Here is a 21,014-nt window from a genome sequence, read left to right as displayed (position 1 = left end):
ACTAGAGGCCCAGTCAATCCTGCTCGGCAAACGCCTGTTCCGCATCCCAGCCACCACCCAGCGCGGCAACCAGCTGCACGCTTGCCACCAGGCGCCCCTGCAGCAGGTTCAACACACTGCGCTCGTTGCTCAGCGCCGTGGTCTGCACGTTGACCACATCCAGGTAGCCGATCAGCCCCGCGCGGTACTGGTTCTCGGTCAGGCGCAGGGACTCGCGAGCGGCATCCAGTGCCTCCTGGCGCACCACCGCCTCATCGCCATACACCTTCAACTGCACCAGCAGGTTTTCCACTTCCTTGAAGCCGTCGAGCACGGTCTGGCGGTACTGCGCCACGGTCTGGTCATACACCGCCACCGTGCGGTCCACCTCGGCACTGCGCTTGCCGGCGTCGAACAAGGTCAGCGCCAGCTGCGGGCCCACCGACCAGTAGCGGTTGGGCAGTTCGATCCAGTTGCTGAAGCTGCTGCTGGAGTAACCGCCACTCATGCTCAGGCTCAGGTCCGGGAAATACGCCGCCCGCGACACGCCGATGTTGGCGTTGGCAGCCATCACGTTGCGCTCGGCCGCAGCGATGTCCGGGCGTCGCTCCAGCAACTGCGAAGGCAAGGCCACCGGAATTTGCGGCAGCGCCGGAATGGCCTTGCTGTCGACCAGGGCGAAGTCCGCCGGGGCCTTGCCCAGCAACACGGCAATGGCGTTCTCGAACTGCGCGCGCTGCCAGATCAGGTCGATCAGGTCGGCCTGGGTGCTCTTGAGCTGGGTACGCGCCTGGGCCACCGCATCCGGGCCGGCGACGCCGGCGCGGTACTGGTTTTCGTTCATCCGCAGGGAACGCTCATAAGCTGCCACGGTGGCTTCCAACAGGCGCTTCTGCTCGTCGATCACCCGCAACTGCAGGTAGTTCTGCACCAGTTCCGACTGCTGGCTGAGGCGGATCGAGGCCAGGTCGGCCAGGCTGGCTTCGGCACTGGCTTCGTTGGCATTGAGGGTTTCGCGCAGTTTGCCCCACAGGTCGATTTCCCAGCTGACGCCGAGCTGGGCGTTGTAGGTGTTGCGAATGCCGCTGCTGTTGTTGGACAGGCTCGAGCTGGAGCTGCCGGTGCCCTGGGCCGAGCGGTTCTTGCTGACGCTCAGGTCCAGGCTGGGGAACAGTGCCGCCCGGCTGCTGCGCACCAGCGCCTGGGCCTGGCGGTACTGGGCCTCCGATTGCGCCACGGTCTGGTTGCTGCGGTTGAGCTCTTCGACCAGCGCATTGAGCCCGGCATCGCCGTAGATTTCCCACCAGGCGCCGCGGGCGATGGCATCGGACGGCGTGGCCTGGGTCCAGCCTTCGGCGTGCTTGAACTGCGCCGTGCTGCTCAGCTCCGGGCGGTGGTAGTCCGGGCTCAGGGTGCAGGCGCTGAGCAAGGCGACGCACAACCCGGCGCCGAGCAGGCGCGAGCCACGCCCACGGGTCAGCGTCTGCAGGGCGCGGTGAAGTGGGGTCTGGGCAAAAGTCATAGCGGGGTTTCCAGGGCGGCGTCGGTGCGCACGCCACGCCAACGGTTGAAACGGTGACGCAGGCGGTCCAGGTACAGGTAGACCACCGGTGTCGTGTAAAGGGTGAGGATCTGGCTGAACACCAGGCCGCCAATGATGGTCAGGCCCAGTGGCTGGCGCATTTCCGCACCTTCGGCGCGGCTCAGCAGCAGCGGCAAGGCACCGAGGATGGCCGCCAGGGTAGTCATCAGGATCGGCCGCAGGCGCAGCAGGCAGGCCCGGCGGATCGACTCTTCCGGTGTCAGGCCCTGGTGGCGCTCCAGCTGCAAGGCCAGGTCGATCATCAGGATGGCGTTCTTCTTCACCACGCCGATCAGCAGGAACAGCCCCAGCAGCGAGATCAGGCTGAACTCGCCGCCGGTGACGTACAGCGCCAGCAAGGCACCGACGCCGGCCGAGGGCAGTGTCGAGAGGATGGTCAGCGGGTGAATGTAGCTTTCGTAGAGGATGCCCAGCACCAGGTAGACCAGCACCAGCGCGCCAAGGATCATCAGCGGCTGGCCTTCCTGGGTCTTGGCGAAGGCATCGGCGGTACCACCAAGCTTGGCGATCACTTCCTCGGGCAAGCCCAGCTTGGCCACCGCACGCTCCAGCGCCGCCATGGCCTGGTCGGGGCTGTAGCCTTCGGCGACGTCGAAGGCGATGCTTTCGGCGGCGAATTGGCCTTCGTGGCTGACCCGGTCGTTGGCCAGGCTGTTCTCGTAGTGGGCAATGGTCGAGAGCGGTACGCGGGCACCGTCGGCGGTAATCACCTGTACCTGCTCGAGGGTGCTCGGGTCCCAGGCGTACTTCGGGTTGATCTCCAGCACTACCTGGTACTGGTTGAGGCTGTCGTAGATGGTGGAGATCTGGCGCTGGCTGTAGGCGTTGTTCAGCACCGTGGTGACCATGTCCATGTCGATGCCCAGGCGCTTGGCCTGGTCGCGGTCGACCACCAGGGTCACCTGCTGGGTGCCGGCACCGTCGCGGGCGTCGATGGCCGTCAGTTGCGGCAGTGCACGCAGCGCCGCCACCACCTTCGGGAACCATTCGCGCAGGGCCGTCAGGTCACCGCTCTGCAGGGAGTACAGGTACTGCGAGGAGGTCTGGTCACGGCCCCCGCCGCCCAGTTGCAGGTCCTGGTCGGCCATCAGGAACAGGCGCCCGCCGGGTACCTTGGGCATTTCCTTGCGCAGGCGCTCGATCACCTTCTGCGCGTCGATCTTGCGCTCGTTGATCGGTTTCAGGCGCACCAGCACCATGGCGTTGTTGGTGCCGCTGTTGCCGCCGATGAAGCCGGCAACGCTCTGCACCGCCGGGTCGGCCAGCAAGGCGCGGCGGTAGATTTCCATTTTCGGCTGCATCACGCTGAACGACAGGCCGTCGTCGCCACGGATGAAGCCCATCAGCTGGCCGGTGTCCTGCTGCGGCATCAGCGTCTTGGGCACCACCACGTACAGGGCGATGTTGATGCCGATGGTGGCCAGCAGGCTGATCAGCGTCAGGCGCTTGTGGCGCAAGGCCCAGCCCAGGCTGCGGTCATAGGCATCGACCATGCGCTGGTGCAGCTGGTCGCTCCAGCGCTGCAGGCGGTTCTGCTCGGCCTGGTGCGGCTTGAGCCAGCGGGCGCACAGCATCGGCGTGAGGGTCAGCGACACCACCAGCGACACGATGATCGCCGCCGCCAGGGTGATGGAGAACTCCTGGAACAGGTTGCGCACGATGCCGCCCATGAACAGGATGGAGACGAACACCGCCACCAGCGACACGTTCATCGACAGCAAGGTGAAACCCACTTCCTTGGCACCCAGGAAGGCCGCCTTCATCGGCGGCTGGCCGTCCTCGATGTGCCGGGAGATGTTCTCCAGCACCACGATGGCGTCGTCCACCACCAGGCCGGTGGCAAGAATAAGCGCCATCAGCGACAGGTTGTTGAGCGAGAACCCGCACAGGTACATGACCGCGAAGGTGCCCACCAGCGACACTGGCACCGCCAGGCTGGGGATCAGCGAGGCCCGCAGGCTGCCGAGGAACAGGTAGACCACCAGGATCACCAGCACCACGGCGATCAGCAGGGTGTGCTCGGCTTCCTTGAGGGTTGCCTTGATCACTGGCGAGCGGTCCATGGCCACGTTCAGTTGCACGCTGGCCGGCAGCAGCGACTGCAGGGCCGGCAGCTGCGCCTTGATCTGGTCGACCGTTTCGATGATGTTGGCGCCGGTCTGGCGGTTGACCACCAGCAGCACCGCGCTCTGGTCATTGAAGAAGCCGCTGTTGTAGCGGTTCTCGACACCGTCTGTGATGGTCGCCACGTCGGACAGGCGCAGGATGGTGCCGTTCTGCTGGCGGATCACCACGGGCTCGTAGTCCTTGGCGCTTTCCAGCTGGTCGTTGGCACGCACCTGCCAGTTGCGCTCGGCGTCCTCGACAAAGCCCATCGGCCGGCGCTGGTTGGCGTTGGACACCGCAGTGCGCACTTCATCGAGCGACAGGCCGTACTGGTTGAGCAATTGCGGCTCCACGGCAATGCGCACCGCCGGCAACGAACTGCCGCCGATCTGCACCTCCCCTACCCCAGGCACCTGGGCCAGGCTCTGCGACAGGATGGTGTCGGCCAGATCGTACAGCTGGCCCTTCTGCAGCACGTCCGAGGTCAGCGACAGCACCATGATCGGTGCCTGCGACGGGTTGATCTTCTTGTAGGTGGGCATGCTGCGCATACCGCTGGGCAGCAGGTTGCGGGTGGCGTTGATCGCCGCCTGCACCTCGCGCGCCGCACCGTCGATGTCGCGGCCCATCTCGAAGCCGATGATCACCCGTGTGGAGCCCTGGTTGGAGCTGCTGGTCAGGGTGGTCACCCCGGCAATGCTGCCCAGCTTGCGCTCCAGCGGCGTGGCCACGGTGGAGGCCATCACTTCCGGGCTGGCGCCGGACAGGTTGGCCGACACCACGATCACCGGGAAGTCCATTTGCGGCAGCGGCGCCACCGGCAGCAGGCCGAAGCTGACCCCGCCCAGCAGCATGATCGCCAGGCTCAACAGCATGGTCGCCACCGGGCGACGGATGAAAGGACCGGACAGGTTCATGCCTCGGCCTGCTTCACGTCAGTGGCCGGGCGCCAGCGGCGGGCCAGGCGGTCGAAGTACAGGTAGATGACCGGGGTGGTGAACAGCGTCAGCACCTGGCTGACCAGCAACCCGCCGACCATCACCAGGCCCAGCGGCTGGCGCAGCTCGGCACCGGAACCGGTGGCGAGCATCAGCGGCACGGCGCCGAACAGCGCGGCCAGGGTGGTCATCAGGATCGGCCGGAAGCGCAGCAGCGCCGCCTGATAGATGGCATCGCGCGGGCTCATGCCCTGCTGGCGCTCGGCCTCGAGGGCGAAGTCGATCATCATGATCGCGTTCTTCTTGACGATGCCGATCAGCAGGATGATGCCGATGATGGCGATCATGCCCAGGTCGTTGCCGCTGATGAGCAAGGCCAGCAAGGCGCCGACCGCCGCCGACGGCAGGGTCGAAAGAATGGTCACCGGGTGGATGTAGCTCTCGTACAGCACGCCCAGCACGATGTACATGGTCACCACCGCCGCCAGAATCAACAGCAAGGTGCTCGACAGCGATGCCTGGAAGGCCTCCGCCGCGCCCTGGAAGCGGGTTTGCACGCCCAGCGGCATGCCGATGTCCTTCTGCACCTGCTCGATCACCTGCACCGCCTCGCCCAGCGAAGCGCCGTGGGCCAGGTTGAACGACAAGGTCACCGCCGGGAACTGGCCAATGTGGGAAATGGCCAGCTGGGCCTGGCGCTGCTCGATGCGCGCCAGCGCCGACAGGCGCACCTGGCCGCCATCGGTGGCCTTGACGTGGATCGACTCCAGCGCCTGCGGGCCGATCACCGCCGCATCCTGCGACTGCAGCACCACGCGGTACTGGCTGGCCTGGGTGTAGATGGTCGAGATCTGGCGCTGGCCGAAGGCGTCGTACAGGGCGTTGGTGATCTGCGACACGCTGATGCCCAGGCGGCTGGCCATGTCGCGGTCGATCACCAGGTACACCTGCAAGCCCTTGTCCTGCAGGTCGCTGGCCACGTCGGCCAGTTCCGGGCGCTGCTGCAGCGCCTGCACCAGCTTGCCGCTCCACTGCGCCAGCAGGTCGGCGTCCGGCGACGACAGGCTGAACTGGTACTGGGTACGGCTGACCCGGTCTTCGATGCTCAGGTCCTGCACCGGCTGCATGAACAGGCGGATGCCCACCAGCCGGTCGACTTGCGGCTGCAGGCGGTTGATCACTTCGCTGGCCGTGACATCACGCTCGCCATGGGGCTTGAGGTTGATCAGCAGGCGGCCGCTGTTGAGCGTGGCGTTGTCGCCATCGACGCCAATGTAGGACGACAGGCTCTGCACCGCCGGGTCCTGCAGGATCACCTTGCTCAGGGCTTGCTGGCGTTCGCTCATGGCGGCGAACGAGGTGGACTGCGGCGCTTCGGAAATGCCCTGGATCACCCCGGTGTCCTGCACCGGGAAGAAGCCCTTGGGCACCACCATGTACAGGAACACGGTGAGCGCCAGGCTGGCCACGGCCACCAGCAGCGTCAGCGGCTGGCGCTTGAGTACCCACTGCAGGGCGCTGCCGTAGTGCCTGATCAGCCAGTCGATCCAGGCGCCACTGGCGCGGTAGAACCGACCCTGTTCCTCTTCCTTGGGCTCGCGCTTGAGCAGGCGCGCGCACATCATCGGCGTGAGGGTCAGCGATACCACCAGGGAAATCAGGATGGCCACCGCCAGGGTAATGGCGAACTCGCGGAACAGGCGGCCGACCACATCGGCCATGAACAGCAGCGGGATCAATACCGCAATCAGCGAGAAGGTCAGCGAGATCAGGGTGAAGCCGATTTGCCGGGCGCCCTTGAGCGCAGCCTGCATGGGCGTCTCGCCCTCCTCGATGTGCCGGGAGATGTTCTCCAGCATGACGATGGCGTCGTCGACCACGAAACCGGTGGCGATGGTCAGGGCCATCAGCGTCAGGTTGTTGACCGAGAAGCCGGCCAGGTACATCACGCCGAAGGTGCCGATCAGCGACAATGGCACGGCGATCGACGGGATGAGGGTGGCACTGAAACGGCGCAGGAACACGAACGTGACCATTACCACCAGGGCGATGGCGATCAGCAGTTCGTGCTGCACGTCCTTGACCGCGGCGCGGATGGTCTGGGTGCGGTCGGTGAGCACCGAAACATCCAGGCCGGCCGGCAGGTTGTCGGTGATCGAAGGCAACAGGGCCTTGATACGGTCGACTACTTCGATGACGTTGGCGCCCGGCTGGCGCTGGATGTTCAGCAGCACCGCGTGGTTTTCATTGGCCCAGGCAGCCAGGCGCTCGTTCTCCGCGCCGTCGACGATTTCGGCCACGTCCTTGAGACGCAATGGTGCACCGTTGTTGTAGGCCAGGATCAGGTTTGCGTATTCCTCAGGGGAGCGCAGCTGGTCGTTGGCATCGAGCATCGACACCCGGGTCGGGCCATCGAAGTTGCCCTTGGGCTGGTTGACGTTGGAGGCGCCGATCAGGGTGCGTACGTCCTCCAGGTTCAGGCCGTTGGCGGCCAGGGCATCGACGTTGACCTTGATCCGCACCGCCTGGCGCTGGCCGCCGGCGATGCTGACCATGCCCACACCGCTGATCTGCGCGAGCTTCTGGGCCACGCGGGTATCGACCAGGTCGTTGAGCTTGGGCAGCGGCATGGTCTTGCTGGAGATGGCCAGGGTCAGCACCGGGGTGTCGGCCGGGTTGACCTTGTTGTACACCGGCGGCGCCGGCAGGTCGCTGGGCAGCAGGTTGCTGGCGGCGTTGATCGCGGCCTGCACCTGTTGCTCGGCAACGTCCATGTTCATGTCGAGGTTGAAGCGCAGGGTCAGCACCGAGGCGCCGCCGGAGCTGGTCGAAGCCATCTGCTCCAGGCCCGGCATCTGCCCGAACTGGCGTTCCAGCGGTGCGGTAACGGCGCTGGTCATGACCTGCGGGCTGGCACCGGGGTACAGGGTCATGACCCGGATGGTCGGGTAATCCACCTGCGGCAAGGCGGAAACCGGCAGCAGCTTGTAGGCGATCAGGCCGGCCAGGACGATGGCCAGCATGCTCAGCGTGGTGGCAACCGGCCGCAGGATGAACAGACGCGAGAGGTTCATGCGCCCGCCTTGCCTGCTGCGCTACCAGGCTGTGTTTTACCGGGCTGCACATCACCAGTGCTTGCCGAACCCTTGGCTTCCTGGCCTTGCAGGTGCTGGCCCGGGGTGGTCGGCACCTGCGAGCTGTCTTCGACCACTTCCACCTTGGTGCCTTCGCGCAGGCGGTCGGTGCCTTCCAGCACCAGACGGTCGCCGGCCTTCAGGCCTTCGAGGATGACGCTGTTCTCGCCGTCGCTGGCGCCCACCTTGAGCTTGCGCACATTCACCTTGCTCTCGGCGTTGACCACATAGGCGAAGGTGCCGTCGTTGCCGAACTGGATGGCCGCCGCCGGGGCCATGGTCACCTGCTTGAGGGTGTCGGCCAGCAGGCGCACGTTGACGAACTGGTTGGGGAACAGGGCCAGGTCCTTGTTCTCGAAGCGGCCCTTGAACTTGAGGGTGCCGGTGGTGGTATCGATCTGGTTGTCGATGCTGCCCAGCACGCCGGTGGACTGCAGCTTGCTGTCACTGCGGTCCCAGGCTTCGACCGGCAGGCTGGCGCCGCTGCGGTAGCGTTCCAGCACGGTGCTCAGCTCGGTTTCCGGCAGGGTGAAGGCAACGCTGATCGGCTCGGTCTGGGTGATCACCACCAGCGCGGTGGTGTCGTTGGCCGCCACCAGGTTGCCCAGGTCGAGCTGGCGCAGGCCCACGCGGCCATTGATCGGCGCGCGGATCTGGGTGAAATCGAGGTTCAGGCGGGCGTCGTTGACCTGCGCCTGGTTGGTCTTCACCAGCCCCTGGAACTGCGCCACCTGCGCTTCGGCGGTGTCCAGGGTTTGCTTGGCGATGCTGTCTTCGGCGTACAGGCCTTTATAGCGGGCCAGGTCGACCTGGGCGTTCTTCAGCTGCGCCTGGTTCTGCGCCAGGGTGCCTTCGGCCTGTTGCAGGGCGATGCGGTACGAGCGCGGGTCGATCTCGGCGAGCAGGTCGCCGGCCTTGACCTGCTGGCCTTCCTTGAAGTGGATCTTGACCAGCTCGCCAGCCACGCGGCTGCGCACGTTGACGGTGTTGGTCGCGGTGACGGTGCCCAGGGCCTTGTAGTACAGCGGGAAGTCGCCCACCCGCACCGGCTCGACGCGCACCGGCACCGGGTCGCTGGAGCCGCCGAAGCCCGGGCGACCGCCCATCATGCCCATGCCCTTGCCACCGCGCCCGCCACCGGCTTCTTTAGGCGCAGGCGCCGCTGCGGGCCACAGCCACCAGGCCAGTGCAGCCACCAGCAGCAGGATCAGCAGGCCTACGAGCCAGCGACGAGGGGAACGGGAATTGGACGCTTGCATGGGTTGAACGAACCTTGTTCGGAATGACGACTTGGGGAGGATGAACGATAAGCACTGGCATCGTTTTAGCAAAGCGCCTTTACCAGAGGTTTACCTTTGCCTGACGTTGCCAAGGGGTTGAACTTTAAATGAAAACGGCCCGGAACGCGTTCCGGGCCGTTTACAGGGTGTTGCTTGGAGCGGTGGCGGGCTGAAAGGTTTCGGTCGCCTGTGCCGGCCTCTTCGCGGGTAAACCCGCTCCCACAGGGATATCACAGCTTTTGAAACCTGTGCCGTACCTGTGGGAGCGGGTTCACCCGCGAAGAGGCCGGTACAGGACTCAGCCGACCTACCCCACAACCCTTACTTCAGCACAGCCAGCGCTGCATCGTAGTTCGGCTCATCAGCGATTTCGCCAACCAGCTCGCTGTGCAGCACCTTGTCGTTTTCGTCCAGCACCACCACGGCACGGGCAGCCAGGCCGGCCAGCGGGCCATCGGCGATGGCCACGCCGTAGTTTTCGAGGAACTCGCGGCCACGCAGGGTCGACAGGTTCTTCACGTTGTCCAGGCCTTCGGCGCCGCAGAAGCGTGCCTGGGCGAACGGCAGGTCGGCGGAGATGCACAGCACCACGGTGTTGGCCACATCGTTGGCCTGGGCGTTGAACTTGCGCACGGAGGTAGCGCAGGTCGGGGTGTCGACGCTCGGGAAGATGTTCAGCACCTTGCGCTTGCCGGCGTAGTCTTTCAGCGACTTGTCAGCCAGGCCTTCACCTACCAGGGAGAAAGCCGGAGCCTGGGCGCCGGTTTTCGGCAGTTCGCCGTTGACCTGAACCGGGTTGCCTTTGAGAGTCACTTGAGCCATGACGAAATCCTTATGCGGGGTTTGAAAAGGACACTGAGTTAAGCATGAAGGCGGCCGGGTGCCTATGGGGGCAGGTGAAATTGTTCTGTTGCCGGACAATTCTTGTGGACAAAAAAATGCCCGGGTGGCAACAAGCGACCCGGGCATTACTGTTGCAGATGGCGTATCAGCCCAGCAGGCCGTATACCACCGAGGTCAGCGCAACCAGGCCGACTACCACCACGAACACGTTGGAGGCAGCACCGCTGTACTTGCGCATGGATGGCACGCGGCGAATGGCGTACATCGGCATCAGGAACAGCAGCACCGCGAGGATCGGGCCACCGAGCGACTCGATCATGCCGAGGATGCTTGGGTTGAGGGTGGCGACGATCCAGCACACCACCAGCATCAGCGCGGCGACCACGCGGTCCAGGGCCTTAGCGCTCGGGCGAGCACCGGCCTTGGTGATGATGCCTTTCAGGCCTTCGCTGGCGCCGATGTAGTGGCCGAGGAACGACTTGGCGATGGCCACGAAAGCAATCAGCGGTGCAGCGAACGCGATGGTCGGGTTGCTGAAGTGGTTGGCCAGGTAGGACAGGATCGACAGGTTCTGCGCCTTGGCCTCGGCCAGCTGGGCGCTGCTCAGGGTGAGCACGCAGCTGAACACGAAGAACAGCACCATCACCACCATCAGCAGGTGGGCACGGCGCAGGATCTGGCCGCTACGCTCATCGGCATGCTCGCCGTAGCGGCGCTTCTGGTCGACGGCAAAGGCGGAGATGATCGGCGAGTGGTTGAACGAGAACACCATCACCGGAATCGCCAGCCACAGGGTATGCAGGAAGGCCGAGGCCGGTGGCACCTGGGTGGCGCTGTCGAGAATGCCACCGGTCCAGTGCGGCACCAGGTACAGGCCCAGCAATGCCAGGGCGACGATGAACGGGTAGACCAGCAGGCTCATGACCTTGACCGTGGCCTGCTCGCCGCAGCGCACGATGGCCAGCAGACCGAGGATCAGCACGAACGACAGGATGGCCCGTGGTGGCGGCTGCATGTGCAGCTGGTGCTCCATGAAGCTGGACACGGTGTTGGTCAGCGCCACGCTATAGATAAGCAGGATCGGGAAGATCGCGAAGAAGTACAGCACGGTGATCGAGGCGCCGGCGGTAATGCCGAAGTGCTCCTTGACCACTTCGGTGATATCGCCGTCATTGCGCCCGGAAAGGACGAAACGGGTCAGCCCGCGGTGAGCGAAATAGGTCATCGGGAAGGCCAGTATGGCCAGGATCAGCAACGGCCAGAAGCCGCCAAGGCCGGCGTTGATCGGCAGGAAGAGGGTTCCGGCGCCGATCGCTGTGCCGAACAGGCCCAGCATCCAGGTGGTGTCGTGACGCGACCAGCTGCCGAGGGTGGCGGGGGTCGATTCTGCAAAGCGTTGTTCAACGCTTGGGGCCTGCTCATTCATTCCGGGTGAAGCTCCACTCGCAAGACTGCAACAGGCTGAGAATGGCGAAATAGACGTTTCGCCCAACTCAACCGAAAAAGGGAGCGCGATTGTGCACGGAAAGGTTGCACTTGCGAAGCCCTTTTCCGAGGAGCGGTTGCACTTGTCTTTACAAGCGGATTGCAACCAGAGGCTGCATGCAGCCTGATCGCCGGCAAGCCGGCTCCCACACCGACCGCGCAGTGCTTGAGCCTTGCGCTATCTCTATGGGAGCCGGCTTGCCGGCGAAAGGGCCGCAAAGCGGCCCCGTGCGGTGTTACTTCTGGACGGCGGCGAAGGCTTCGGCAACCCGTTGCAGGTTGGCCGGGCGCAAGCCGGACATGCATACGCGGCCGCTGTCGATCAGGTACACGCCGAACTCGTCACGCAGGCGACGCACCTGCTCGACGCTGAAGCCGGTGTAGCTGAACATGCCGCGCTGGCGCAGGAAGAACTGGAAGTCCTGGCCTGGCAGCAGCACGGCCAGGGCATCGACCAGCGCCTGGCGCATGTCGAGGATACGTTTGCGCATCACTTCGACTTCCTCGGCCCACTGGGCATTGAGGGCGGCATCGCTGAGCACGCCAGCAACCAGCTGGGCGCCGAAGTTGGGCGGGCTGGAGTAGTTGCGGCGCACGGTAGCCTTGAGCTGGCCGAGCACGCTCTGGGCAGTGGCGTCATCGTCGCAGACCACCGACAGGCCGCCGACACGCTCGCCGTACAGCGAGAAGATCTTCGAGAACGAGTTGCTGACCAGGCACGGCACGCCGGCGCGGGCCATTTCACGGATGGCGTAGGCGTCTTCCACCAGGCCTTCGGCGAAGCCCTGGTAGGCGATGTCGAGGAACGGGATCAGCTGGCGTGCCTTGACCACTTCAACCACCTGTTGCCACTGGTGCTGTTCCAGGTCGGCGCCGGTGGGGTTGTGGCAGCACGGGTGCAGCAGCACCACGCTGTTGGCCGGCAGGGTCTGCAGGGTGGCCAGCATGCCGTCGAAGTCCACGCCACGGGTGGCCTGGTCGAAGTACGGGTAGGTGTGCACCTTGAAGCCGGCGCCTTCGAAGATGGCGCGGTGGTTGTCCCAGGTCGGGTTGCTGACCCAGACTTCGGACTGGGGGAAGTAGCGCTTGAGGAAGTCGGCACCGACCTTGAGGGCGCCGGAACCGCCCACGGTCTGCACGGTGGCCACGCGCCCGCCGGTCACGGCTGGGTGATCGGCACCGAACAGCAGTGCCTGGATCGCCTGGCGGTAGCTGGCCAGGCCTTCCATCGGCAGGTACAGCGAGGCTTCGTGGTCCTGGCCGGCGATGCGTTTTTCCACCGCATCCACAGCCGCCAGTTGCGGCACCACGCCGGCCTCATCGTAGTACAGGCCGATACTCAGGTTGACCTTGTCGGCGCGCGGGTCGGCCTTGAAGGTTTCCATCAACGAGAGGATCGGGTCGCCGGCATAGGCATCGACATGTTTGAACACAGCGTGCAGCTCCTTGGATCAGGACAGTTCGAAAAGGCAGCCCTGAGCATACCCGGAGTGCGGGCTCAGGAACATCAACTATTGTGCAAGGTTGTCTATGCAACATTGCATGGCTGAGGATTGGTGCAGGCAGTGAGGGCCTCATCGCCGGCAAGCCAGCTCCCACAGGTACACCACAGGCCTTGAGGTTTGTGGTGTACCTGTGGGAGCTGGCTTGCCGGCGATAGGGCCGGGTCAGCCAAGCAGCTCTTTCAGGCCTTGCAACTCCTGCTCGGTCACCGCCACCCCCTCCTCCTCGGCCACCTCGCGCTCGCGGTAACGCCGCTCGCCCGGCATGCGCGTCAGCCCTACCGCCTGCATCTGCTCGACCAGTTCGCGGCTGCGCTGGGCAAACCGCTCGCCCTCGGCCTTGTTCGGGTCGATGACAATGATCAGCTGCCCGGTCCACGGCGTCTTCGCCCCCGGGTGCCCCGACCAGTCGAACTCCCAGGAGAAATGCCCGCCGGTCAGCGCCGCCGCCAGCAACTCGACCATCATCGACAAGGCCGAGCCCTTGTGCCCGCCAAATGGCAGCAAGGCGCCGCCTTCCAGAATCGCCTTGGGGTCGGTGGTCGGCTCACCATTGGCATCCACCCCCATGCCCTGCGGCAGTTGCTGACCAGCGCGCGCGGCAATCTGCACGTCGCCATGGGCCATGGCGCTGGTGGCCATGTCGAAGACGATCGGGTCATGTTCGGCGCAAGGTGCGGCAAAGGCGATGGGGTTGGTGCCGAACAGCGGCTTGCGGGCGCCGTGCGGCACCACGCAGGTCATGCTGTTGACCACGCTCAGGGCTACCAGGCCTTCGTCGGCGAATGGCTCCACATCCGGCCACAGCGCGGCGAAGTGGTGCGAGTTGTGGATCGCCAGCACGGCGATACCAGCGTTGCGCGCCTTCGCCACCAGAAGTTCACGGGCCGCCGCCAGCGCCGGCTGGGCGAAGCCGCCTGCGGCATCGACGCGAACATAACCGGGCGCCACGTCGCTGACCTTCGGCGTGGCCTGGCCATCGACCCAGCCGCTGGCCAATGTCGAAACATAGCCAGGCATGCGGAACACCCCATGGCTATGGGCACCATCGCGCTGGGCGCTGGCGCAGTTGTAGGCCAGCACCCGGGCCACGCTTTCGCTGCAGCCATGGCGCTGGAAGATGCTCTGCAACAGGCCCTGCAGCTCGGTAAAAGGCACACGCACGACGGTGCTGGTGGAAGGTGCGGACATCTGAAGCTCCTTGTTGGAATTGGAATGGCTACAGCGTTGCAACGACAAAAACTTTCCTGCATGTGACAGCTATCTGTCAAATGTTGACTTGATGACAGAAAACAGCCATTTTCTTTCGCAAGCCTTACCCCTGGAGCCGCAGCATGAGCCAACTGATCAAGCAACGCCTGGAAAACAGCCTCGAAGGGGCCGCTGCTTCGGGCCGCAAGATCGCCAGCTACATGCTCGCCAACCTGCATGAACTGCCGTTCCAGACCTCGGCCAGCATTGCCGTCAAGCTGGGCGTCAGCGAATCCAGCGTCGGCCGTTTCTGCCGCTCATTGGGTTATGCCCATCTCAAGGCGTTGAAGCAAGACCTGCAGAACGACCTGGGCGATGGCCCGTGGCTGGTGGGCGACCGCCTGCAAGATTACCGCCAGAACCAGGACGCCAGCGACAACGCCGGCAGCCTGGAGCTGGAAATCGCCGCCCTGGTGCGCGTGCACGAGTATCGCCAGAGCAGCGCCTGGCACAGCGTCGCCCAGCGCCTGGCAAGCAAGCAGCGGGTATTCATCGCCGGCTTCCAGACCGAGCGCGGCATCGCCATGTGCATGAGCCACCTGCTGCAGTACCTGCGCGATGGCGTGCAGCTGGTGGATATGAGTGCCGGGCACTTTGGCGAAGTATTGCTGGGCCGCGCCGAAGACAGCGCCCTGGTGGTGTTCGAAGCCCGCCGTTATTCCCGCCATGCCCTGCTGTTGTGCCAGAAGGCGCGCGAGGCTGGCATTGCGGTCACCCTGGTGACCGACCCCTTCTGTGACTGGGCCGATGCCAACGCCGACGAGGTGTTCCGCATTCCCACCGAGTTCAACCTGTTCTGGGAGTCCACCTCGACCATGCTGTCGTGGGTGCACCTGATGGTCAACGAGGTCTGCAAGAAGCTCGGGCCGGATGTTGAAAAACGCTTGGAAGCAACTGCCGCTCTACATAACGAATTCGTCGGCTACACCTCGTGGTCGACGGGAAAACAACAATAGCAAGAGTGCAATGAGGTGCGAGATGAACAAGACCATGGCCTTGGTGGGTGCGTGCGCCCTGCTGCTGTCGGGTGCCGCCAGTGCCGAAACCCTGCGCTTCGCCACCGAGGGCGCCTACCCGCCCTTCAACTATGTCGACGCCAATAATCAGTTGCACGGCTTCGACGTCGACATCACCCACGCCCTGTGCGAGCAGATGAAAGTCGAGTGCACGCTGGTGGCCCAGGACTGGGAAGGCATCATTCCGGCGCTGATGGCACGCAAATACGACGCGGTGGTCGCATCGATGATCAACACCGAAGAACGGCGCAAGAAAATCGCCTTCACCGACCACTACTACCGCACCCCGCTGACCGTCGCCGTGGCCAAGGACAGCAAGATCAGCGACGCCCAGACCACCTTCGACGGCTACACCGTTGGCGCCCAGTCGTCCTCTACCCAGGCCATCTACGCCGAAGACGTCTACGCCAAGGCCGGTGCCGACGTGAAACTGTACCCGACCATGGACGAAGCCAACGCCGACCTGGCCGCCGGCCGCCTGGACGGGGTGATTGCCGACAAATTCCCGCTGCACGAGTGGATGACCAAGAACGGCGGGGACTGCTGCAAGATCCTCGGTGACGTGGCCGACACCAAGGCCGATGCCGCCATTGCCGTGCGCAAGGACGACGAAGCCCTGCGCCAGCGCCTGAACACCGCGCTGCAGCAGATCGTCGCCAACGGCACCTACCAGAAGATCGCCAGCAAGTACTTCGCTTTCGATATCTACAACTGACCTTCAAGGCCTCATTGCCTGACCGGGCCCTATCGCCGACAAGCCAGCTCCCACAGGTAGCTCACTGACCTGAAGAACAGAGGTGTACCTGTGGGAGCCGGCTTGCCGGCGATGAGGCCGGTAAGGTCAACACAAGGTGTTCGTCATGCTCGATCAATTGTCCTTGCTGTCCTTCGCCAGTGGAGGCTGGGGCCAGGCGCTGCTGGCCGGCGCGCTGGTCACCCTTTCCCTGGCCCTGGCCTGCCTGCCCATCGGCCTGCCGCTGGGCCTGGTCGTCGCCCTTGCAGCACGCTCGCGCAAGCGCTTGCCGCGCGCCTGGGCCACCACCTTCTCCACCGTGTTCCGTGGCCTGCCCGAACTGCTGACGCTACTGATCATCTATTACGGCTGCCAGATCGCCGCACAGAAGATCCTCGCAGCCATGGGCTACCAGGGTGAGTTCCTGATCAATACCTTCCTCGCCGCGATGATCGCCTTCAGCCTGGTGTTCGCCGCGTTCTCCAGCGAGATCTGGCTGGCAGCCTTCAAGACCCTACCCAAGGGCCAGCTGGAAGCCTGCTCGGCGCTGGGCCTGAGCAAGCGCACCGGTTTCTTCAAGGTGCTGCTGCCGCAACTGACCCGCATCGCCCTGCCCGGCCTGTCCAACAACTGGCTGTCGCTGCTCAAGGACACCTCGCTGGTCTCGACTATCTCGCTGGTCGACCTGATGCGCCAGACCAACCTGGCCGTCAGCGTGACCAAGGAGCCGATGTTCTTCTATGGCGTGGCCTGCCTGGGCTACCTGCTGTTCGCCGCCATTTCCGGGCGCGTGTTCGCCTTCATCGAACGGCGCAGCAACCGCCACCTGCAAGGAGCACGCGCATGAGCTTCGAACAATTGCTGGCGCTGGTCCTCGACCCCGACCTGCTGGACCGCTATGGCCCGCGCTTCCTCGATGGCCTGCTGGTAACGGCCAAGCTGGTGGCGATTTCCTTCAGCCTGGGTGCCGTGCTCGGCCTGTTGCTGGCCCTGGCGCGCATGTCGCGCAGCCTGCTGCTGCAGCGCATGGCCGCCGGCTACGTGTACTTCTTCCGCGGCTCGCCGCTGCTGGCCCAGCTGTTCCTGCTGTATTACGGCCTGGGCTCGCTCAAGGGCTTCTGGCAGGACGTCGGCCTGTGGTGGTTCTTCCGCGAGGCGTGGTTCTGCACGCTGCTGGCGTTCACCCTGAACACCGCCGCCTACCAGGCCGAAATCTTCCGCGGCAGCCTGATGGCCGTCGCCCCCGGCCAGCATGAGGCGGCGCGGGCGCTGAACCTGAAGCGCTCGACCACCTTCTTCAAGGTGATCCTGCCGCAGTCGCTGCTGGTGGCCATCGGCCCGCTGGGCAACGAACTGATCCTGATGATCAAGGCCAGCGCGATCGCCTCGCTGGTGACCATCTACGACCTGATGGGCGTGACCAAACTGGCCTTCTCGCGCAGTTTCGACTTCCAGATCTACCTGTGGGCCGCCGTGCTCTACCTGCTGATCGTCGAACTGGTGCGGCGCCTGCTGAAACACCTGGAAGCCCGCCTGGGCCGCCACCTGAACTGACCGAAGGATACGTTCCATGCATTGCCAGACCCTTGTCCTCGGCGCCGGCATCGTCGGCGTCAGCACCGCCCTGCACCTGCAGGCCCGCGGGCGCCAGGTGATCCTGATCGACCGCGACGAACCGGGCAGCGGCACCAGCCACGGCAATGCCGGGCTGATCGAGCGCTCCAGCGTGATCCCCTATGCCTTCCCGCGGCAACTGGGCGCGCTGCTGCGCTATGGCCTGAACCGCCAGCCCGATGTGCGCTACAGCCTGCTGCACCTGCCCAAGGCCGCCCCCTGGCTGTGGCGCTACTGGCGCCAGTCGGCCCCCGGTCGCCTGGCCGGGGCCGCCGCCGACATGCTGCCGCTGGTGCAGCGCTGCGTCGAGGAGCACGACGCACTGATCGCTGCCGCCGGCCTGGAAGGGCTGGTGCAGGCCAAAGGCTGGATCGAAGTGTTCCGTGACCCGGCGCTGTTCGAGCAGGCCAAGGCCGACGCCAAGGGCCTGAGCCGTTATGGCCTGCAGTTCGAAATCCTCGAATGCGGGCAATTGCAGGCCCGCGAGCACCAGCTGGACGCCAGCGTGGTTGGCGGCATCCACTGGCTCGACCCCAAGACCGTGAACAACCCCGGCGCCCTCACCCGCGGCTACGCCACCCTGTTCACGCAGCGCGGCGGGCAGTTCCTGCATGGCGATGCGCGCAGCCTGCGCCAGGTCGACGGCCAATGGCGGGTCGACAGCCGCCGCGGCCCGATCACCGCCAACGAGGTGGTGGCCTGCCTCGGCCCGCAGTCGGCCGACCTGTTCAGCGGCCTTGGCTACCAGATCCCGCTGGCTATCAAGCGTGGCTACCACATGCACTACAGCACCCGTGACGGCGCGCAACTGGAGCATTCCATCTGCGACACCCAGGGCGGCTACGTGCTGGCGCCAATGGCTCGCGGCGTGCGCCTGACCACCGGCATCGAGTTCGACGCCAGCAGCGCGCCGGGCAACCAGATCCAGCTGGGCCGCTGCGAAGCCCTGGCGCGCAAGCTGTTCCCGGCCCTTGGCGAGCGCCTGGACGACACCCCCTGGCTGGGCCGCCGCCCATGCCTGCCCGACATGCGCCCGGTGATCGGCCCGGCGCCGCGCCACCCGGGGCTGTGGTTCAACTTCGGCCACGCCCACCACGGCCTCACCCTGGGCCCGGTCAGCGGCCGGCTGGTGGCCGAACTGGTCACCGGCGAACGCCCCTTCACCGACCCCGCGCCCTACAGCGCGACTCGTTTCGACTGAACCCCTGCGGGAGAACAACAAGATGACCGCACCACTGAGCCTTGCCACCCTTGCCCCCGAACCCGACCCACGCCCGGTGCTGATCCGCATCGAAGGCCTGAACAAGCACTACGGCGCGTTCCACGTGCTGCGCGACATCGACCTGCAGGTGCGCGAAGGCGAACGCATCGTGCTGTGCGGGCCGTCCGGCTCGGGCAAGTCGACCCTGATCCGCTGCATCAACCGCCTGGAAGTGGCCCAGCAGGGCAGCATCAAGGTGGATGGCATCGACCTGGCATCCACCACCCGCGAAGCGGCGCAGGTGCGCAGCGACATCGGCATGGTGTTCCAGCACTTCAACCTGTTCCCGCACATGAGCGTGCTCGACAACTGCCTGCTGGCCCCCACCAGCGTGCGCGGGTTGTCGCGCAAGGACGCCGAGGAGCGGGCGCGCATGTACCTGAGCAAGGTCGGCATCGAAAGCCAGGCGCACAAGTACCCCAGCCAGCTGTCCGGCGGCCAGCAGCAACGCGTGGCGATTGCCCGGGCGCTGTGCATGAAGCCGCGGATCATGCTGTTCGACGAGCCCACCTCGGCGCTTGACCCGGAGATGGTCGCCGAGGTGCTGGATGTGCTGGTGCAGCTGGCCGGCACTGGCATGACCATGCTTTGCGTCACCCATGAAATGGGCTTTGCCCGCCAAGTGGCCGAGCGGGTGCTGTTCCTCGAGGGCGGGCAAATCATCGAAGACAGCCCGCCGCAGGTGTTCTTCAACCAGCCGCGTACCGAGCGGGCCAAGGGGTTCCTGGCGCAGATACTGCACTGAGTAATGGAGTTATGCCTGTACTGGCCCTATCGCCGGCAAGCCAGCTCCCACAGGGTATCTGCAGCTTTCAAGCCCGGTGCAGTACTTGTGGGAGCTGGCTTGCCGGCGATAGGGCCAGTAGCACAAACACAAAACCACCTTCATTGCACCGCTGCAAAGACCCAACTGCATCGTTAAATATTATTGACCTTAACCCCCGCCAAACCCACGCCGCCACAGGCCCGCATCGGTTTCAGCCCCCAAAAACCGGCGCATTCCCGGCCATCAAGCCCTACTCCGTCGTTTGACATATCGAACGGCTCTGGCAAGCTATCTACAAGCCCCGACCGGAATCGTCGCCTCCGACGAGCCGGCAGTGCTCGGGGCTACAGGTTGCACCCATGGCCCCGCGCCGTGCACCTGCACAACAACGACAGGCCGAACCTGTCCCAAGGTGACATATGTCCAACAGCAACATTGGCAACAAGCAACCCTCCCTGCGCAAACCCGTCGTCCTGATGACCATGGGCAGCCAAGAGCGCAAAGGCCATGACTACCAGGTCATGACCCACAAATACATCACCCCGCTGGTCGAGTTTTCCGATTGCGTCCCGGTGCTGGTGCCCACCTGCTGCGGCATCGAAGACCTCGAGACCTATCTGGACATGGCCGACGGCGTGTACCTGACCGGCGCCGGCAGCAACATCGACCCGGCCCTGTACGGCCAGGAAAACGAGACCCCCGGCAAAGGCCAGGACCAGAACCGCGACCTGTTCGACATCCCGCTGGTCAAGGCCGCGATCAAGCGTGGCCTGCCGATCTTCGGCATCTGCCGTGGCATGCAGGAAATCAACGTGGCCCTGGGTGGCGACATCTACCAGAAGGTGTACGCCGAGCCTGGCTTCAACGACCACCGGGAAAACCCGGAAGACCCGGTCGAGGTGCAATACGCCCAGGTGCACGGCGTGAAGATCAAGCCGGACAGCTGGCTGCGCGACACCCTGGGTACCGACGAGATTCGCGTCAACTCGCTGCATGGCCAAGGCCTGCACAAGCTCGGCGCCGGCATCGAGGCCATCGCCCACGCCGAAGACGGCCTGGTCGAGGCGATCCATGCCCCGAGCATCTCGCCGTTCCTGTTCGCCGTGCAGTGGCACCCGGAGTGGCAAGCGGCGAAGAACCCGGATTCGATCAAGATCTTCCAGGCTTTCGGCGACGCTTGCCGGGCCCAGGTACGCAAGGCGCAGATCAAGCGCCAGCACGCTGCCTGACCCCAGTTTCCTCTGCTTTGATCGCGGGGCGGCGCAAGGCCGCCCCCGTTTTCCCCGGTCACCCTCTGCTGGTCCCAGAACACTTCCCGTGGAAACGGGCGGCGGGCTTGTGCCTGTCTCCGCGATCTTTTTTCCTGCCCCTCAAGAGATACGATGACTGATCGCGATTGGTCTGCCATCTGCGTCTCGTGCATCTGTTGTTGTCGCCTGTTCTGGCCTCTTCGCGGGTAAACCCGCTCCTACAGGGATCTCCGCAAATTTCAAGCGCGGCGCG

At 64.9% G+C, this 21,014-nt stretch carries 15 protein-coding genes; 7 read left to right on the top strand and 8 right to left on the bottom strand.

Annotated elements, in window-relative coordinates; all coding sequences use genetic code 11:
* Positions 1 to 13: 13 nt before the first annotated feature.
* The 8 genes from ABX298_RS22085 to ABX298_RS22050 form a co-directional block, all read right to left on the bottom strand.
* Positions 14 to 1,501 (bottom strand): efflux transporter outer membrane subunit, encoded by a 1,488-nt coding sequence (locus tag ABX298_RS22085; protein ID WP_367393637.1) that lies wholly within the window; start codon positions 1,499 to 1,501, stop codon positions 14 to 16.
* The gene (locus ABX298_RS22080) at positions 1,498 to 4,605 is read right to left on the bottom strand and encodes an efflux RND transporter permease subunit (RefSeq protein ID WP_085617032.1); all 3,108 of its coding nucleotides are present in this window, start codon (positions 4,603 to 4,605) and stop codon (positions 1,498 to 1,500) included. The genes ABX298_RS22085 and ABX298_RS22080 overlap by 4 nt, the downstream gene beginning before the upstream one ends.
* Positions 4,602 to 7,700 carry an MdtB/MuxB family multidrug efflux RND transporter permease subunit gene (locus ABX298_RS22075; protein WP_025338841.1) on the bottom strand — a complete coding sequence of 1,033 codons (3,099 nt, stop codon included), beginning with the start codon at positions 7,698 to 7,700 and terminating at the stop codon, positions 4,602 to 4,604. Before ABX298_RS22075 ends, ABX298_RS22080 begins: the two co-directional genes overlap by 4 nt.
* Entirely contained in the window at positions 7,697 to 9,019 is a 1,323-nt protein-coding gene (locus ABX298_RS22070; protein WP_367393636.1) for an MdtA/MuxA family multidrug efflux RND transporter periplasmic adaptor subunit, read from the bottom strand. Before ABX298_RS22070 ends, ABX298_RS22075 begins: the two co-directional genes overlap by 4 nt.
* A 342-nt stretch (positions 9,020 to 9,361) precedes the next feature.
* Positions 9,362 to 9,862: a thiol peroxidase gene (tpx, locus tag ABX298_RS22065; protein WP_025338839.1), complete on the bottom strand. Its 501-nt coding sequence runs from the start codon at positions 9,860 to 9,862 to the stop codon at positions 9,362 to 9,364.
* A gap of 166 nt (positions 9,863 to 10,028) precedes the next feature.
* Entirely contained in the window at positions 10,029 to 11,309 is a 1,281-nt protein-coding gene (locus tag ABX298_RS22060) for a serine/threonine transporter (RefSeq protein ID WP_025338838.1), read from the bottom strand.
* Between the two features lie 295 nt (positions 11,310 to 11,604).
* Positions 11,605 to 12,801: an amino acid aminotransferase gene (locus tag ABX298_RS22055; RefSeq protein ID WP_063915003.1), complete on the bottom strand. Its 1,197-nt coding sequence runs from the start codon at positions 12,799 to 12,801 to the stop codon at positions 11,605 to 11,607.
* Between the two features lie 234 nt (positions 12,802 to 13,035).
* On the bottom strand, positions 13,036 to 14,061 hold the full coding sequence (locus ABX298_RS22050; RefSeq protein ID WP_286101747.1) for an Ldh family oxidoreductase: 1,026 nt from the start codon (positions 14,059 to 14,061) through the stop codon (positions 13,036 to 13,038).
* Between the two features lie 143 nt (positions 14,062 to 14,204).
* On the opposite strand from ABX298_RS22050, the gene ABX298_RS22045 reads away from it, so the two are divergent.
* From ABX298_RS22045 to ABX298_RS22015, 7 genes are all read left to right on the top strand, one after another.
* Positions 14,205 to 15,077, top strand: a complete 873-nt coding sequence (locus ABX298_RS22045; protein WP_085705216.1) for a MurR/RpiR family transcriptional regulator — start codon at positions 14,205 to 14,207, stop codon at positions 15,075 to 15,077.
* 22 nt (positions 15,078 to 15,099) lie between these two features.
* Entirely contained in the window at positions 15,100 to 15,852 is a 753-nt protein-coding gene (locus ABX298_RS22040; protein WP_075044997.1) for a transporter substrate-binding domain-containing protein, read from the top strand.
* A gap of 145 nt (positions 15,853 to 15,997) precedes the next feature.
* Positions 15,998 to 16,717 carry an ABC transporter permease gene (locus ABX298_RS22035; protein ID WP_075044996.1) on the top strand — a complete coding sequence of 240 codons (720 nt, stop codon included), beginning with the start codon at positions 15,998 to 16,000 and terminating at the stop codon, positions 16,715 to 16,717.
* A complete protein-coding gene (locus ABX298_RS22030; protein ID WP_025338833.1) occupies positions 16,714 to 17,424 on the top strand; it encodes an ABC transporter permease in 711 nt (236 codons plus the stop codon). Before ABX298_RS22035 ends, ABX298_RS22030 begins: the two co-directional genes overlap by 4 nt.
* Positions 17,425 to 17,440: 16 nt before the next feature.
* Positions 17,441 to 18,685 (top strand): FAD-binding oxidoreductase, encoded by a 1,245-nt coding sequence (locus tag ABX298_RS22025; RefSeq protein ID WP_025338832.1) that lies wholly within the window; start codon positions 17,441 to 17,443, stop codon positions 18,683 to 18,685.
* A 22-nt stretch (positions 18,686 to 18,707) separates the two neighbouring features.
* A complete protein-coding gene (locus tag ABX298_RS22020; protein WP_025338831.1) occupies positions 18,708 to 19,490 on the top strand; it encodes an amino acid ABC transporter ATP-binding protein in 783 nt (260 codons plus the stop codon).
* A 440-nt stretch (positions 19,491 to 19,930) separates the two neighbouring features.
* Positions 19,931 to 20,740: a gamma-glutamyl-gamma-aminobutyrate hydrolase family protein gene (locus tag ABX298_RS22015; RefSeq protein ID WP_015270696.1), complete on the top strand. Its 810-nt coding sequence runs from the start codon at positions 19,931 to 19,933 to the stop codon at positions 20,738 to 20,740.
* Positions 20,741 to 21,014 lie beyond the last annotated feature (274 nt).

The organism is Pseudomonas sp. X4 (genome assembly GCF_040784925.1).
GTDB lineage: Bacteria > Pseudomonadota > Gammaproteobacteria > Pseudomonadales > Pseudomonadaceae > Aquipseudomonas > Aquipseudomonas putida_Z.
Note: the sequence above shows the minus strand (reverse complement) of the source record. Positions and strands in the feature narration are given on the sequence as shown.